Source organism: Mesorhizobium sp. ISC15 (genome assembly GCF_037162615.1).
Classification (GTDB): Bacteria; Pseudomonadota; Alphaproteobacteria; order Rhizobiales; family Rhizobiaceae; genus Mesorhizobium; species Mesorhizobium mediterraneum.
The window spans coordinates 996,612-1,011,721 of record NZ_JAVSPX010000001.1; the positions used below are offsets into that span (position 1 = coordinate 996,612).

16 protein-coding genes and 1 pseudogene are annotated in these 15,110 nt (G+C 64.2%); 8 read left to right on the plus strand and 9 right to left on the minus strand.

What is annotated here, in order from left to right; translation table 11 throughout:
- Window positions 1-61: 61 nt before the first annotated feature.
- On the minus strand, window positions 62-520 hold the full coding sequence (locus tag RPG13_RS04945; protein ID WP_127288248.1) for a nuclear transport factor 2 family protein: 459 nt from the start codon (window positions 518-520) through the stop codon (window positions 62-64).
- Window positions 521-729: 209 nt separating this feature from the next.
- On the opposite strand from RPG13_RS04945, the gene RPG13_RS04950 reads away from it, so the two are divergent.
- Both RPG13_RS04950 and fabF read left to right on the plus strand, forming a co-directional pair.
- Window positions 730-1,308 carry a TetR/AcrR family transcriptional regulator gene (locus RPG13_RS04950; protein ID WP_337124519.1) on the plus strand — a complete coding sequence of 193 codons (579 nt, stop codon included), beginning with the start codon at window positions 730-732 and terminating at the stop codon, window positions 1,306-1,308.
- A 47-nt stretch (window positions 1,309-1,355) separates the two neighbouring features.
- Window positions 1,356-2,661, plus strand: a pseudogene (gene fabF / locus RPG13_RS04955) (beta-ketoacyl-ACP synthase II).
- A 41-nt stretch (window positions 2,662-2,702) separates the two neighbouring features.
- On the opposite strand, the gene RPG13_RS04960 reads toward fabF, so the two are convergent.
- Window positions 2,703-3,134, minus strand: coding sequence for a winged helix-turn-helix transcriptional regulator (locus tag RPG13_RS04960; RefSeq protein ID WP_337126980.1), 432 nt, complete (start codon window positions 3,132-3,134; stop codon window positions 2,703-2,705).
- A gap of 205 nt (window positions 3,135-3,339) precedes the next feature.
- Between RPG13_RS04960 and RPG13_RS04965 the strand changes: the two genes are divergently transcribed.
- Together RPG13_RS04965 and RPG13_RS04970 are read left to right on the plus strand one after the other, a co-directional pair.
- The gene (locus tag RPG13_RS04965) at window positions 3,340-3,696 is read left to right on the plus strand and encodes a hypothetical protein (RefSeq protein WP_127205875.1); all 357 of its coding nucleotides are present in this window, start codon (window positions 3,340-3,342) and stop codon (window positions 3,694-3,696) included.
- Between the two features lie 89 nt (window positions 3,697-3,785).
- Window positions 3,786-4,601 carry an oxidoreductase gene (locus RPG13_RS04970; RefSeq protein ID WP_292401570.1) on the plus strand — a complete coding sequence of 272 codons (816 nt, stop codon included), beginning with the start codon at window positions 3,786-3,788 and terminating at the stop codon, window positions 4,599-4,601.
- Between the two features lie 121 nt (window positions 4,602-4,722).
- Here RPG13_RS04970 and RPG13_RS04975 read toward each other — a convergent pair whose 3' ends face one another.
- The gene (locus RPG13_RS04975; protein WP_337124520.1) at window positions 4,723-5,337 is read right to left on the minus strand and encodes an NAD(P)H-dependent oxidoreductase; all 615 of its coding nucleotides are present in this window, start codon (window positions 5,335-5,337) and stop codon (window positions 4,723-4,725) included.
- Between the two features lie 79 nt (window positions 5,338-5,416).
- Between RPG13_RS04975 and RPG13_RS04980 the strand changes: the two genes are divergently transcribed.
- Window positions 5,417-6,049 (plus strand): TetR/AcrR family transcriptional regulator, encoded by a 633-nt coding sequence (locus RPG13_RS04980; protein ID WP_337124521.1) that lies wholly within the window; start codon window positions 5,417-5,419, stop codon window positions 6,047-6,049.
- 158 nt (window positions 6,050-6,207) lie between these two features.
- Window positions 6,208-6,645, plus strand: a complete 438-nt coding sequence (locus tag RPG13_RS04985; protein WP_337124522.1) for a VOC family protein — start codon at window positions 6,208-6,210, stop codon at window positions 6,643-6,645.
- Between the two features lie 71 nt (window positions 6,646-6,716).
- Here the strand turns inward: RPG13_RS04985 and RPG13_RS04990 are convergent, their stop codons facing one another.
- From RPG13_RS04990 to hemC, 6 genes are all read right to left on the minus strand, one after another.
- Window positions 6,717-7,433 carry a glutamine amidotransferase gene (locus tag RPG13_RS04990; protein ID WP_337124523.1) on the minus strand — a complete coding sequence of 239 codons (717 nt, stop codon included), beginning with the start codon at window positions 7,431-7,433 and terminating at the stop codon, window positions 6,717-6,719.
- Window positions 7,434-7,444: 11 nt separating this feature from the next.
- Window positions 7,445-7,924 carry a tellurite resistance TerB family protein gene (locus RPG13_RS04995; RefSeq protein WP_127288239.1) on the minus strand — a complete coding sequence of 160 codons (480 nt, stop codon included), beginning with the start codon at window positions 7,922-7,924 and terminating at the stop codon, window positions 7,445-7,447.
- A gap of 45 nt (window positions 7,925-7,969) precedes the next feature.
- Complete coding sequence (locus RPG13_RS05000) at window positions 7,970-9,571, minus strand: heme biosynthesis protein HemY (protein ID WP_337124524.1); 1,602 nt, start codon at window positions 9,569-9,571, stop codon at window positions 7,970-7,972.
- Window positions 9,572-9,581: 10 nt separating this feature from the next.
- Entirely contained in the window at window positions 9,582-11,054 is a 1,473-nt protein-coding gene (locus RPG13_RS05005; protein ID WP_337124525.1) for a COG4223 family protein, read from the minus strand.
- A 91-nt stretch (window positions 11,055-11,145) separates the two neighbouring features.
- Complete coding sequence (locus RPG13_RS05010; protein WP_128243973.1) at window positions 11,146-11,862, minus strand: uroporphyrinogen-III synthase; 717 nt, start codon at window positions 11,860-11,862, stop codon at window positions 11,146-11,148.
- Window position 11,863: 1 nt separating this feature from the next.
- The gene (hemC, locus tag RPG13_RS05015) at window positions 11,864-12,790 is read right to left on the minus strand and encodes a hydroxymethylbilane synthase (RefSeq protein WP_127205865.1); all 927 of its coding nucleotides are present in this window, start codon (window positions 12,788-12,790) and stop codon (window positions 11,864-11,866) included.
- 112 nt (window positions 12,791-12,902) lie between these two features.
- Here hemC and tsaD point away from each other — a divergent pair, with 112 nt between their 5' ends.
- Together tsaD and RPG13_RS05025 are read left to right on the plus strand one after the other, a co-directional pair.
- Complete coding sequence (tsaD, locus tag RPG13_RS05020) at window positions 12,903-13,988, plus strand: tRNA (adenosine(37)-N6)-threonylcarbamoyltransferase complex transferase subunit TsaD (protein ID WP_206072946.1); 1,086 nt, start codon at window positions 12,903-12,905, stop codon at window positions 13,986-13,988.
- Entirely contained in the window at window positions 13,985-14,995 is a 1,011-nt protein-coding gene (locus RPG13_RS05025; RefSeq protein WP_127205864.1) for an NAD(P)H-dependent glycerol-3-phosphate dehydrogenase, read from the plus strand. The genes tsaD and RPG13_RS05025 overlap by 4 nt, the downstream gene beginning before the upstream one ends.
- The last annotated feature ends 115 nt before the right edge of the window (window positions 14,996-15,110 follow it).

Sequence of the window (15,110 nt, forward strand, 5' to 3'; positions counted from 1 at the left end):
GGCAGAGACACACCCTCGGCGACATGCCTGGCGATGCTATGGCTGAGCGATCGCGCTTTGGCTAACTTACAATTTGTTCGGCGGCAGCTTCATCGAGGCCAGCTGCCGCTTGGGCGGCAAGACCGCGAGCCGCTGCTTGTGAATCGTAAAATTCCTCGAGTGCATAGACCCTGCCCCACCGCAGGGTGAACACGTGGAGACCACGGTTGACGTACGACGCGTCGCCGTTGAGCAGCGTTGCGGTGCCGTCCCACTGGGCAAACACGGTGGTATGCCACGGCCAGCCCTTCACCCAGATGTGGTTGACCGTGAGATGGAGATTAGGCAGGACGCGGCCGAGGCGCTCAAACCAGCGGCGCACGGCTTCTTTGTCGTGGCGCTCACCACCAAGCGCGTGGGCGCCGGAAACGCGGTGACGGACACGCGGTACGAGTGCTTTCACCGCCGCATTCCAGCGATGGTTGTTGACGTGGTCGAAGCTCTGTCGGATCGATTTCTCGACAAAATAACTGTATAGCATTTGACCTCTCCTCCAAACTTATTCGGTGGCGTGATCGAGGGCACCGTGTGGCGCTCCCGTCCGGTGATTTTTGACGACGTTCGCCGCCACGCCCGCCAGCAAGATGGCGGGTCTCGTTTTCATGCCCATCGGCTCATCTCGAAATAGATTGCGTTCGTCCTCTATAAGGGTTATAGATTACGAATGCAATCTAAAAAAAGGAGATGATGATGCGCGTGAGTCGCGTGCAGGCCGCGGAAAACCGTGAAACCGTGATCAATGTGGCAAGCCGCCTTTTTCGGGAGCGCGGCTTTGACGGCATCGGCCTTAAAGATCTTATGAAGGGAGCCGGTCTGACCCAGGGCGCCTTTTACAAGCAGTTCGCATCAAAGGAGGACCTGGCGGCGCAGGCGTCCAGGCGGGCGATGGAGAGCGCCACTCACCGATGGTCGGCCGCGACTGCGGCAAAGCCTGAGGATCCGCTCGGCGCGGTGATCGCATTCTACCTCAGCATGGGCCATCGCGGAGAAAAGATGGACGGCTGCCCGGTCGTGGCGCTCGGCTCGGATGCCGCCAGACAGGGTGCCGAGGTCAAGGCGTCATTCGAGGCCGGGATCAGGGAATATCTTAAGATGCTCGGCAGTTGGGTTGGCGAGGCCGACGGCGAGGAGGCCGGCGGCAAGGCCATGGCCATTCTCTCGACAATGGTCGGCGCGGTGCTGCTTTCGCGGGTCGTCAACGACCCCGATCTCGCCCAGGCCTTTCTGGATGCGGCGACCGACCAGGTTCGCGAAGCAGTCGCCGCTTGAACGGCGTAGGCAATGCTGGCGGCGCACCCAAATTGATAGGAGAGCAGATGCGACGCATTGTTGTTACAGGCATGGGAGCGGTCACGCCCCTTGCTGCCAATGTCGAAGCGTCCTGGTAGCGCCTCCTGGCCGGTCGCTCGGGTATCCGGAGGCTTTCGGACGATGTCGTGGGAGACCTGCCGGCGAAGATCGGCGGCGTGGTTCCCTCCTTGGAAGAAGATCCGGACGCTGGTTTCGATCCCGATGCCATCCTGGCTGCGAAAGATCGGCGCAAGGTGGATCGGTTCATTCTCTTTGCGCTGGCGGCGGCAGAAGAGGCGCTTGCGCAGGCGAAATGGAAGCCTGCCTTGGAAACGGATCGCCTGCGCACGGCAACGATCATCGCTTCAGGGGTCGGCGGGTTCCCAGCCATAACCGAGGCGGTGCGCACGGTCGACGGGCGCGGCGTCCGCCGTCTCTCGCCTTTTACGGTGCCGTCCTTCCTGGTTAACCTCGCGGCAGGCCACATCTCGATCCGCTATGGTCTCAAGGGGCCACTCGGCGCACCGGTGACGGCGTGCGCGGCCGGCATCCAGGCGATCGGCGACGCGGCCCGTCTTATCCGCGCCAATGAAGCCGATATCGCCGTGTGCGGCGGCACGGAAGCATTGCATGAACATCGTCAGTCTCGGTGGGTTTGCTGCCGCACGCTCTCTTTCCACCGGCTTCAATGAGACGCCGGCTCAAGCCTCGCGCCCCTTCGACACGTCGCGGGACGGCTTCGTCATGGGTGAAGGGGCCGGCATCCTGATTATCGAGGAACTGAGCCACGCGCTTGCGCGCGGCGCGAAACCACTCGCCGAGCTCGTCGGCTACGGCACGACGGCGGATGCTCATCACGTCACCTCCGGTCCCGAGGACGGCGACGGCGCGCGCCGAGCCATGGAGATCGCGATTGCCCAAGCCGGCATTTCGGCGCGTGAGGTATCTCATCTCAATGCGCACGCGACCTCCACGCCAGTCGGTGATCTCGGGGAAATCGAGGCGATCAAAAGAATCTTCGGCGCAGATTCCAGCATAGCTGTCAGCGCAACCAAATCGGCGACCGGACACCTGCTCGGAGCCGCCGGCGGGCTTGGAGCCATCTTCGCAATCCTGGCGCTGAGGGATCAAGTGGCGCCGCCAACCCTTAATTTGAGCGCTCCGGATCCAGCGGGCGACGGGATCGACTTCGTCGCAAACCAAGCCCGGCCGATGGGAATGGACTACGCGATCTCCAACGGCTTCGGCTTCGGAGGCGTCAATGCCAGCGCGCTATTCCGGCGCTGGACGGACCAGCTGGCCGGCGCAAGCATCGCAGAGTCCGGTGATTGACTTCCGACCGCCTGGCAGCCCGGCGCTTGCGATCGCGGATGCTATTCGGGTGTTGCAACGCGAATCGGGCGGGTGCCGATCTTTGCCCCACTGACGGCATCCACGGCCACCGGCTCGATTTCTTCTCCTGTCTCTGCATCGATGTATCGCGCCAACCTGCCTTCGCCGCGGTACTGGCGTCCCCACGCACCCAGTAAGATGAGCACCGGCAAAAAATCGCGTCCGGCCGCCGTCAGCACATACTCATCGCGCGGAGGCCGCTCCGAGTAGCGCCGCTTTTCCAGAAGTCCCTCTTCCGTCAGCGTCGCCAGCCGTCGGGTCAGAATGGTGGGGACGATGCCCAGACTTTTCCGGAACTCGTCAAAGCGCGTGAGGCCCAGGCTCGCGTCGCGAAGGATCAACATGCTCCACGCATCGCCGACGCAGGTGAGGCCGCGGGCGATCGGGCAAAAGGCATCGGAAAGATTTTTCATGTTCATATCATTTTGATAGTGACTTGATATCGAAATGATAGTAACATCTTTTTGAAATGCAATCCAGCACAAAGAAGGAGTGACTTCCATGAACAGGACCAACCTTGGCGCCGCCCATCCAGAACTTAACCGTCAGCGCGTGCAATCCGCGCATTATGTCGCCGCAGGCCGGCCGAGATCGGCGCCATCCAAACGGAGCCTCGCGATGATCAACCTTATCGGTGGCGTGGCGGCATTCTTCCTGGCCGCGTCCCCGTTGCATGCCGGTGAGTTGTCGGCCATGGCCGGGGAGAGTATCGATCTCGGCGGTTTTCGCGGCGTCGTACACTACACCGACGAAAATGACGGCTATCGGGTGATCGCAACGATAGCGGAAGGAGAGACCGGGATTCCCTTGCGCTTCTCGGCCACTCTCGCCGAAGGGCAGTCGGCTACGATATCCGTGCCGCGGAAATTGGGCGAGCCTGAGCAAAACCTCGAGATTTCGCGCTCCGGCGACAAGCTTACCGTCACCGAGGTGGGATCAGTGTCCAACCAGCAAACTGGGGCCATTGCCGAGTAATGGCCTCATCGGATCGCGGGGCGTGCGCCTATCTCCATTTGCGCACGCCTGCAGCCGGCAAATCCAGCACAAAGAAAGAAGTGATTTCCATGAACAAGACCAATCTAGGCGTCGCCCTGGTGACGGGGGCATCCACCGGCATCGGGCACGCAACGGCCAAGGCCCTTCAGAACGCGGGCTTTCGCGTGTTCGGAACCAGCCGTCGTGCGGTCGCCGAACGATCCGACGGCGTTACCATGCTGACCTGCGACGTCACCGATGACGCGTCCGTTGCGAAACTGGTCGATGACGTGTTGGCTGAAGCCGGGCGTATCGACCTGCTCGTCAACAATGCCGGCGTCGGCCTGCTCGGCGGCGCGGAGGAGTCCTCGACCGTCCAGGCTCAGGCGCTGTTCGACGTGAACGTCTTCGGCGTTCTGCGCGTGACCAACGCGGTCCTGCCGGCAATGCGCCGTCAAGGGAAGGGCAGAATCGTCAATTTGAGTTCTGTGTTGGGTTTAATCCCAGCACCTTATTCCGCGCTCTATGCGTCGACCAAACATGCCATCGAGGGCTATTCCGAATCGCTCGACCACGAACTGCGCCCTTTTGGAATTCGCGTCGTGTTGGTCGAGCCCGCCTATACCCGAACGTCATTTGAAGAAAATCTCGCCAGGCCGGACCAGTTGCTTGAGATCTATGACGCTGCGCGCGCTGGCATGGATGTGATCCTGCGCAAAGCGATGGAAACAGGTGATGCTCCCGAAATTGTAGCCGGGACGGTCTTGAAAGCAGCGACCGATTCCGTTCCGAGGAGGCGCTATGCGGCGGGAAAAATGGCACGCCAGGTCAGTTTCCTGCGCCGTTTCGTCCCGGCATCCGCATTCGACAAAAGCCTACGAAAGCAGAACGGCCTGCCGGTCTGACGTCAACATTAACGACTCCGGCTTCGGTCGAACCGGCAGGAGTTGTAGGCGCTTCAGGCGGCACTGATCCAGGCACGGGGGCCGCGAACACCGTGCCATGTGCTGCCGGTGCGCTACGCGCTCAAGCTGCCTCCGCGCCTCGCGCGGATGCCTTGAAGAGGTTGCCGCCGATGGCGCGCGCGGCGCCGAAATTAGAGGCTGGATCCTGCGTCTCCGAGCCGAGCAGCAGCTCGGACGTCACGACGGACGCGCCACAGTAATCGAAGATGCCATGGTCGATCTGCGTCTTCATGGCTCCGAAATAGCCGTGCCGCGCATAGGTTCGCAGGTTGGCGCCTCCGATGGCAACCAGATGAGCCCGGAGGTGGCGAAGCCTCTTCACCAGTTTGGCGTCTGGGCCTTCATCGTAAGCCCAGCCATTTGCGAATACCCGATCGATCCATCCCTTGAGAAGCCCCGGCATCGACCACCAGTAGACGGGATAGACCAGCACGAGGGCATCGGCGCGATCAATCCTCGCTTGCTCGGCGGCAACATCGGCTGAGGGCGGCGTCTCCCTGCGATGGACGGCGAGATCCGTCGCGGTGAACCTCGGATCGAAGCCTTCCGCCGCAAGATCCGCAATTTCGAAGGAATTGCCGGGATCGGACAGGGACACACCCTCGGCGACATGCCTGGCGACGCTATGGCTGAGCGAGCTGGGATCGGGATGCGCGATAACGATGAGCGCGTGCATATCGAAAACTCCTGCTGGTTGGTTGCGGCCGAACGACCAAACTTATATACTCTTAGTAAGTTACTTTTGGTATATAGCCATGTCAAGCGCCGAAATGAGTGATCAGGCTTCCCATCCGCGACCGCGTCGCCGGCTGTCGCGAGAGGAACGGCATCGCCAGCTTCTGGACGTCGCATGGCGGCTGATTGGGGAAGAAGGAACGGAAGCCCTGACGCTCGGACGGCTGGCCGAGCAGTCGGCTGTTACAAAACCCGTCGTTTACGACCATTTCGGCACGCGGTCCGGGCTGCTGGCGGCGCTCTATCGGGAATTCGACGCGCGCCAGAATGCGCTCATGGACGCCGCGCTTCAGGCGAGCGAACCGACCTTGGCGGGCAGAGCCGCGGTTATCGCGTCTTCCTATGTCGACTGCGTGCTTCTCCAAGGCCGCGAGATACCCGGTGTCATCGCTGCGTTGGCCGGTTCGCCTGAGCTTGAAAGGATCAAGCGCGACTGCGAGACGGCGTTCATCGAGAGGTGCCGGATTGCGCTTGCCCCATTCGCCGGAACTGGTGCTGTCGCTTCAGCGGGCCTTTGGGCGATGCTCGGTGCAGCCGAGGCCCTGTCCTATGCTGCCGCGACCGCAGAAATCACGGCCGCGCAAGCGCGGGACGAACTCTTCGAAACAATCGTCGCAATGGTCGCCAGAAGCGCAGGCCCCGGCATACGCTAGGCCGTAGACACATAACCCTTTACTCCAGTAGCGAAGAGCAAAATCCCTCAGATCAACCAGCGACGCATCACAAGGCTCCCTCCCAGAGCCCTGAATGCTCACCCGGCAAGCAGTTTTATGAGTTTACGGCCTAGGATGACACCTTGTAGATTGGACACATGGCGCTCAAACGGATGGACAACGTAGGAATCGTCGTCGATGACCTCGGAGGGACGATTGATTTCTTTCGCGAGCTCGGCCTTGAGCTCGAAGGGCGGGGCACGATCGAAGGAGAATGGGCCGGACGTGTCACTGGACTGGGCGATCAGCGCGTCGAGATTGCCATGATGCGCACGCCGGACGGCCACGGCCGGCTCGAGCTATCCCGCTTCCTCACGCCGCCTGCCGTCGCGGATCACCGCAACGCCCCGGTTAATGCTCTAGGCTATCTCCGCGTCATGTTCGCCGTGGACAACATTGACGAGACGCTTGAAAGGCTCCGCAATCGCGGCGCGCAGCTCGTAGGCGAAGTAGTCCAGTATAAAAACGTGTATCGGCTCTGCTATATCCGCGGGCCTGGAGGGCTTCTCATCGGGCTCGCCCAAGAACTCAGCTGAGCGCAATACGACGACAATGACGAAGGGCGACCAGCGAGCGCGTCTCACAAAGGGTCAGCTGTTTGACTAGATTAGGACAGTGCGGGCCTGCCGAAGATCGTCTGCAGGAATTCGCCGAGCCAGCGCTTCAGATGCATGTCCCAGATCAGCCGGCCGCCGAGATGGTCGCGGCCGGGCTGCGCGCCGGGCAACTCGAAGCGGTGCGCGCCGCGAACGACCCAGCGCTGCATCATCGCCCGGGTCAATTCGCCATGGAACTGGATGCCCCAGGCATTGTCGCCATAACGAAAGGCCTGGTTGGGATAGGTCTCGGCCGTCGCCAGCAGCGTCGCGTCCCGCGGCAGCGAAAAGCCCTCACGGTGAAACTGGTAGACCATGTCAGGCCAGTGCATCAGCTTCCGGCCATCCTCCGTCGCCCTCAGCGGATACCAGCCGATCTCGACCAGCCCCTCGCCATGACTCTCGACCTTGCCGCCAAGATGATTGACCAGCATCTGCGCGCCGAGGCAGATGCCGAGCAACGGCCGGTTCTCCCTGAGCGGAACTTTCAGCCAGTCGGTCTCGCGGCGGACGAAGTCGTCCTCGTCATTGGCGCTCATCGGTCCGCCGAACACCACGGCTCCGGCATGACCGTCCAGTGTTTCCGGCAAGGCGTCGCCGAGCGGCGGGCAGCGGAGATCGAGGTCGAAGCCTTCTTCGATAAGCATGTGGCCGACGCGCCCGGGGCTCGAACTCTCCTGATGCAGCACGATCAGGATTTTTGGTCTCGACCTCGGTGTGAATGGCATGGGTATCCCGTCTATTCGTCGCTCGACGTTCCGGTGGCGCCCGGCGCTTCGGCCGCCGCCTTGCGGCGCGCCTCGACGCGGTCGCGGCGTTCAACGCCGATCAGCTCGGCGACCCGCCAGACGATATTGTCCTCGAGTTCGTGCAATTCGCCGTCGGCATAGACGATTTCCCACATCAGGCCGATGAAGGCTTTTCGCGCGTCCGCGTCGAGCTGACGCTTCAACACGCTGGTGAAGGCATAAAGGTCGACCGCCTCATTGTCGGCCCGCTCGCCGGCGGCGGCCAGCGCGTCGAGCTCGTCGCCGCTGATTGAATAGCTTTCCGCCAGCACCGCCTTGAAGCGCTCCCATTCGGCATCCTGACGCACGCCGTCGGCACTCATCACATGGTAGAGAAGGGCGGATGCGGCAACGCGCGGATCATCGGCGTTGTTGCGGGCGCTGCCACCTGCCGGCAGGTCCTTCAGAAACGACAGAACACGTTCGAACATGTGATTCTTACTTCCCATCGGCCAAAACTAACAAGCTCGGCCAGATCAAAACAATCGAAACTTGCGTGGTGATTTTTGGTCTTCGTCGTCCGGATCGACGCCGGGATCGTCGGGCAGCCGGGCCAGTTCCTCCGCCGGTTCGACAGCTTCGGCATCCGGCGGCACCGCGGCAAAGGCCGTGGCGGTGACCGGCGTAACCTGGTCTTCGCCGCTTTCCGATGCCATCGCAGTGATCGGTCTTTCGGTCGAAGCAGCGGGGTTCAGCTCGATCACATTTTCCTTTGCCGGCTTGATGGGCGCCGCAATGGTCGGCACCGTGGCATCCGCCGCGTCCTCATTACTGTCGATGAGCTGACCGAGCCGCTCCATCGGTGCCCGCCATTCGAAGGCGTCGAGCCTGCCGGTGATCGGCGACACCGGCGCCCATCGTTCGGAGACGAGGCCGTCGGCAACCCAGGCCGGATCGCGCGGTGCACGCACCGCCTTGGACAGAAGCTGCCGCACCTTGCCCTGATCGCCGGTCTCGGCCTCCTCGATGTCGGCCAGAAGCAGATAGGCGCCTTCGCGGCGATCCATGCGAATGGCTGCCTCGGCCTCCTGGCGGGCGGTCTTGTAATCTTGCGCATCGAGCGCGGCGCGCGCCACCGTCAGCGAGGATTCGGCGTGGTTCTTCTTCATCTCCTGCAGCTTCTTCGCCCGGTTCAGACGGTCGAGGACGGCATCGGCAGGCCGGGCGTGGGTGTAAAGCTCGGCGATCTCCGGATGCGGCTCGGCTTTCCACGCCGCTTCGAGGATCTTCGCGCCCTTGCGCACATCGTTCTGCCTGAACAGCAGTTTGGCTGCGACGACCGCCGCCGGCGCGAAATCCGGCCGCAGTCGATTGGCCTCGAGAGCAGCGGTTTTGGCGGCATTGGGATCGCTGTCGATCAGCGCCTGCGCCTTGGCGGTGAGCAGCACGGCGCGGCGCCGGTTGGCGGCGTCGCGCTCGATCTGGCGCGTCGATTTCTGCGCCTCGACCAGTTTCAGCGCGCCGTCCCAGTCGCCGCGCCCGGTCAGGTCTTCCAGCGTCGATTCGGCGGCCCAGGCCAGCTGCGGCGCCATCGCCGCGGCGCGGCCGGCATAGTGGCGCGCCGCGTTGCGATCGCCGAGGCGTTCGGCCTCGAGATAAAGCCCGCGCAGGCCAAGCAGCCGCATTTCGGGATCGTCGAGCATGGTCTCGAACTTTTCGCGGGCGCCGTCGTGGTCGCCTTCGAGCAGCGAGGCTTGCGCCTCCAGCAGCTGGATCAACGGCTCCTGGTCAGAGCGGATCAGCTTTGCCGCTTCCTTGGTCTTCTTGCGGGCGAGTGCTCCGTCACCGGCGCCGGCGGCGATCATGCCGGTCGATAGCGCCTGATAGCCACGGTCGCGGCGGCGCACGCGGAAATAGCGCGAGATGGTGTAGGGGCTGTTCCACAGTGACTTGATCAGCCACCAGACGATCATCACCGCGGCAACCACGGCGACGACCGCCACCGCCGCCACCATCAGGCTGACCTGATACTGATAGCCGCTGAAGGTGACGACCATCTCGCCCGGCCGGTCGGCCAGCCAGGCGAAACCCAGCCCGAGCGCGAAAACGACGGCGAGGAAAAGCAGAATGCGAATCATCGGGTTTTCCTCACGCCTTCATCGCACCAGCGATCAACGCGTCGACCTGTGTCTCGACCTCGATCCGCGCCTTCAGTTTGCCGGCAAAGTCGGCGCCGGCGGCCTTCACCGCCTCGGGCAGTGTATCGTATTCACTGAGCGCCTTGGCGTAGTCGCCCTGGCTGACCGCCACCTCCATGCGCGCGACGGTTTCCGGCGCGCCGGCGCCTTCGACGGCACCGATCGGCCTGACCTTGACCAGTGATTCGGCGCTCGACAAAAGGTTCTGCAGGAAGCCGGCATTCTGGTCGACGGGCTCGGAGGCAGCGACCATGGCATTGGCCGCGGCGGGCACTTCGGCGGCGATCTCGGCACGGGTCGAAACGCCCTTTTCGGCGTAGGGACGCAAGGTTGCGATCTCCGGTGCGCCCGGTGAAATCGCCGCAAACGTTTCGAGCTCGGCGGCGAACGGCGCACCGCCGTCGACTGCTGCCTTCAGCGCCGAAGCGGCGATGGCGAGCGCGATCTTCGGCTGTCCCGCCTGTGCCTCGACCTTGCCGGAAAGCTGCGACACTGACTGTTCCAGCGCCGCAAGCCGGCCTTCCTGCGCCGATGCCGCCTCACCGGCGGATTTCACCGCCGCGTCGAGCCCGGCCAGCTTTTCGTTGAGCGGCCCGAGATCGACCGGCGCCGTATTGCCTGCCTGACCAAGGGCAGCAACAGTCGTCTCGATCTGCCTGACTTTGTCGCCAAGGGCAGCAAGCCCGGCAGTGTCGCCGGCCCCACCCTGCTCGACCGCCGATTTCAGCGCCGCGACATCCGTCTTGACCTGATCCAGGGCCGACGACAACCCGTCCACCTTGGCCGACGCATCATTGTTGCCGGCTGTGTCCTTGAGCCCGGCAATCTCGCTCTTCAGCGAAGCGATTTCGCCATTGACGCCATCGAGCGACACGCCGCCCGAACCCGGCGCGCCGAGCAGGCCGGCAAACTGCAGCCCTCCGGCGGCGGCGAGCGCGATGACGCCGCCGACAATGCCGGCAGCGATGCCGTTGATGCCGCCACGCCTCGGCTGTGCTGCCATGCCTTCATCCCCTGCCTGGGCTTCCTTCGGCGCTCCTTTGGCCCCCATCCCGCTGGCTTTGGCAGATGCGTCGTCGAAGCTGTAGTCGAAGGCCCGTTTCGCCGATGCGTCTGAGCCGGCCGGATAAGTCGGTTTGGGTCCTTCAGGACCTTTGGTGCCGCCCTCTGCCGGCTCTTCCGGACCGGCGGGCGGGGCCGCATCGGCATGTTCCCACGGCTCGATGTCGGTCTGGTCGGCATGCATGGGTTCTTCAGGCGCACCCGGCTGCGACGCGTTCGCCGCCTCCTCCGCTTTCGCCTCGTCGGTCCGCCCGTTGGCGGCATTCTCGTCGGCAACGCGCGAGACGGCCCCGGGTTCGAGCTCGATGGTCACAGGCTCGCGACGGCTTTTCGAATGCCGCATCTTCGGCGTCTTGACCATGCTTGGGCTCCGCAAAATTCGCTTCGGGATGGTTCAGAAAGGGTCTAGCACATCACCAAGCGGTGAAAAGGGGCGGCGTGATGACACGGGGTCAACGCCACGTCCGCAAAAGTTCCAGCAACGCCTCCTCGCTGGGCTCCGGCGCAACCCGGAGCTTTTCTGAGGCGACAGCCTCCAAGGCTGCGGCGATACGTCCGGACAGGACGAAAAACCATGTCTCTTCAAAAAGACCACGCAGCGCCGGCCGGCCAGCCAGGGCCTGCATCGCTGTCGCCGCCTTGGCCGAATAAAGAAGCACCGCTTCAACCGGCTGGCCGGACAGGCATGCAAGGATTGCGGCGTCCGAATGGTCCAGGGTGACTGTGTCGTAGGTCTCGATGGCGCGGACGGCGACACAAGCGGCCTTCAGCCGCGCCTCGAACGCCGGAAACCGCACGCGTCCACACAGATAGATGATCGTCTTTGCCATGAAGCCGCCGGCAAGCGCATCCGCCAGCGCCTCGGCATCGCCGGGGCCTTCGCTGACGGACAAGAATCCCGCAGCGCGGGCCGCTTCTGCCGTCCTTCTGCCGACGGCATGGCAGGGCAAAGCGGCGAGCGCCGCGATAATTTCCCTCGGCGCATGGCGCACGGCATTGGCGCTGGTGACCGCAACGGCCACGGCATTGTTTGCGACCCCCTCCACGTCGACGGGCAGAGCCACCGTTTCGGTCAATGGCAGCGGGATCGGCTTAAACCCCCGGTCCTCAAGCCGCCGCATTGTGCGCGAGGCGCCCGGTTCCGGCCTCGTCACCAGGACGCGAACCATGTCAGGCCCAGCCGTCGAAGAATTTTTCGCCGGCCTTGGCCCGCACGGTCCTAGCAGCTTCGTTGCCGATGCGGGCGGCATCTTGCGCCGGGCCTTCCGCCTCGACCTCATGTGATTGCGTGCCGTCCGGCGAGATGATCAGCCCAGCGAAGAAGACGGTTCCGTTGGCGATGACCGCATGGCCGGCGATCGGCGTGCGGCACGACCCGTCGAGCGCCGCCAGGAAGGCGCGCTCGCAGGCCAGAGCCTGTCCGGTCGGCACGTCATGGATTGCCGTCAGCATCCTTTCCACATCGCGGTCGCCGATACGGCTTTCGATGCAGATGGCACCTTGCCCGGGCGCCGGCGGAAAGGTGTCGAGCGGCATCAGGTCGGTGACGACATGCTCCAGGGCAAGCCGCTTCAGCCCGGCATAGGCGAGGATGGTGCCGTCGGCGATGCCCTCGTCGAGCTTGCGCAGCCGCGTCTGCACATTGCCGCGGAACATCACCACGTCGAGGTCCGGCCGCATGCGCCGAATCAATGCCTGACGCCTGAGCGACGACGAGCCGACCTTCGCGCCCTGCGGCAGTCCGGCGATTGTCTTCGCCGCTTTGCCGACGAAAGCGTCGCGGGCATCCTCGCGCGGCAGGAAGGCGGACAGCTCCAGCCCGTCGGGCAACACCGTCGGCATGTCTTTCGACGAATGCACGGCGATGTCGATACGGCGCGCCAGCAGCGCTTCCTCGATCTCCTTGGTGAACAGCCCTTTGCCGCCGGCTTCCGACAGCGGCCGGTCCTGGATGCGGTCGCCACTGGTCGAGATGACAACCACCTCGAACGCCTCAACCGGCATGCCATGCGCGGCCATTAGCCGCGCCTGCGTTTCATGCGCCTGCGCCAGCGCCAGCGGGCTGCCGCGTGTTCCGATTTTCAAGGTTGTTTGCATGGCGCGCGGTCCGTGATAACCCGGCCAGAACATTTCAGGCGAGGGCTTTGCCGGGCCTTCTCCTACCGGGGAAAGCCCGGTTGTACAATCTTCTAGGGACAGCGACGAATTGATCCGCGTTCTGGGCATTGAGACGAGTTGCGACGAGACCGCCGCCAGCGTGGTGACGCTGGATGGCGGCGGCGCACCCAAAATCCTGTCCGATATCGTGCTCAGCCAGATCGAGGAGCATGCCGCCTTCGGCGGCGTCGTGCCGGAAATCGCCGCACGTGCCCATGTCGAGGCGCTGGACGGCATCATCGAGGCAGCGCTGGCCGATTCGGGCGTCGATCTCGCCGACATCGACGCGATCGCCGCGACCGCCGGCCCCGGCCTCGTCGGCGGGCTGATCGTCGGCCTGATGACGGCGAAAGCCATTGCCGCGGCCGCAAACAAGCCGCTGATCGCCATCAACCACCTCGAAGGCCACGCGCTGACCGCGCGGCTGACAGACGGTCTCGATTTTCCCTACCTGTTGCTGCTGGTGTCCGGCGGTCACACGCAGATCGTCGCCGTGCGTGGCGTCGGCGACTATCAGCGCTGGGCGACAACCATCGACGATGCGCTCGGCGAAGCCTTCGATAAGACGGCCAAGATGCTTGGCCTGCCCTATCCCGGCGGACCGAATGTCGAGAAGGTGGCGGCGACCGGCGACGCCACGCGCTTCGCCTTCCCGCGGCCGATGAAGGGCTCGGCGCAGCCCGATTTCTCCTTTTCCGGGTTGAAGACCGCCGTGCGCCAGGCAGCGACGGCCATCGCCCCATTGAGCGACCAGGACGTCGCCGACATCTGCGCCTCATTCCAGGCGGCAGTGGCGGATGCGCTGGATGATCGTGTTTCGAGAGCGCTGAACCGATTCCGTCAGGAGTTTCCAGGCGAGGCGAAACCTGCGCTCGTTGTCGCCGGCGGTGTCGCTGCCAACCGGACGATCAAGGCGACGCTGGAAGCCTTGTGCGAAAAAGCCGGCTTTGCTTTCGTCGCGCCGCCGCTCAAACTCTGCACCGACAATGCGGCGATGATCGCCTGGGCCGGCATCGAGCGGCTGCGCGCCGGCATCGCGGGTGAAAACACCGCCGATTTCGTGCCGCGCTCGCGCTGGCCGCTGGACAGCATCTCCGCCCCGATGGTCGGCTCGGGCCGGCGTGGAGCCAAGGCATGACCGGCGGCGAGGACAGGGCGCCAAGCGGCTGGCGCGTCGCGGTGCTTGGCGGCGGCGCCTGGGGCACGGCGCTGGCGCTGGCCATGCTGCGAGCCGGTCATTTCGTCCGCCTCTATGCGCGCGACCCGGAGACCGTCGCCGCGATCGACCGTGGCGAAAATCCGCGCTATCTGCCGGGCATCGCGCTCCAGGCCGGTATCGTGGCAACGAGCGACATCGAGGCCGCGCTCGACGGCGCCGACTGCGTGCTGGCGGTGGCGCCGGCGCAGTCGCTGCGCGCCATGCTGGCGACCGCGAAGACCCATATGCCGAAAGACGTCCCGCTGGTCCTCTGCGCCAAGGGCATCGAGCGCGACACTGGCGCGCTGCTGTCGGCGATAGTCGAAGAGATTCTGCCTGAAAACCCGGTTGCCGCCCTGTCCGGCCCGAGCTTCGCCACCGACGTTGCCAGGGGCCTGCCGACGGCCGTGGTGGTCGCGGCCCGCAACGAGGGTCTGGCGGCCGATCTTGCCGCCCGCTTCTCCGCGCAGAACCTGCGCTGCTATTCGAGCGACGATCTCATCGGCGTCGAGATCGGTGGCGCGCTGAAGAACGTCTTCGCCATTGCCGCCGGCGCGGTCACCGGCGCCGGGCTCGGCGCCAGCGCCCAGGCCGCCATGGTGACGCGCGGCTTTGTCGAATTGCGTCGCATCGGTGCTGCGTTCGGCGCCAGACCGGAAACGCTGATGGGGCTTTCCGGCCTCGGCGACCTGCTGCTCACCTGCTCGTCCGCCCAGTCGCGCAATTTCGCCTACGGGCTGGCGCTGGGGCAAGGCAAGCCGCTTGCCGGGCTGCCCTTGGCCGAAGGCGTGCCGACGGCGGCGATCGCCGCCCGCATCGCCGCCGAGCGTCGGATCGACGCGCCAATCATCACCGCCGTCGCCGCCATATTGGACGGCACGATCACCATTCGCCAGGCTGTGTCGGCGCTGATGACAAGGCCGCTGAAGACCGAAACCGATGTTTAGAGCGACGTGCGTCCGCTTGGACGCACAAAGTACGCTCTAACAACTTTGAACCTGCGCATCGTGCTTTCCGAAAATCGATTCCGATTTTCGGGCCGATGCGATAAATCTCGAACAA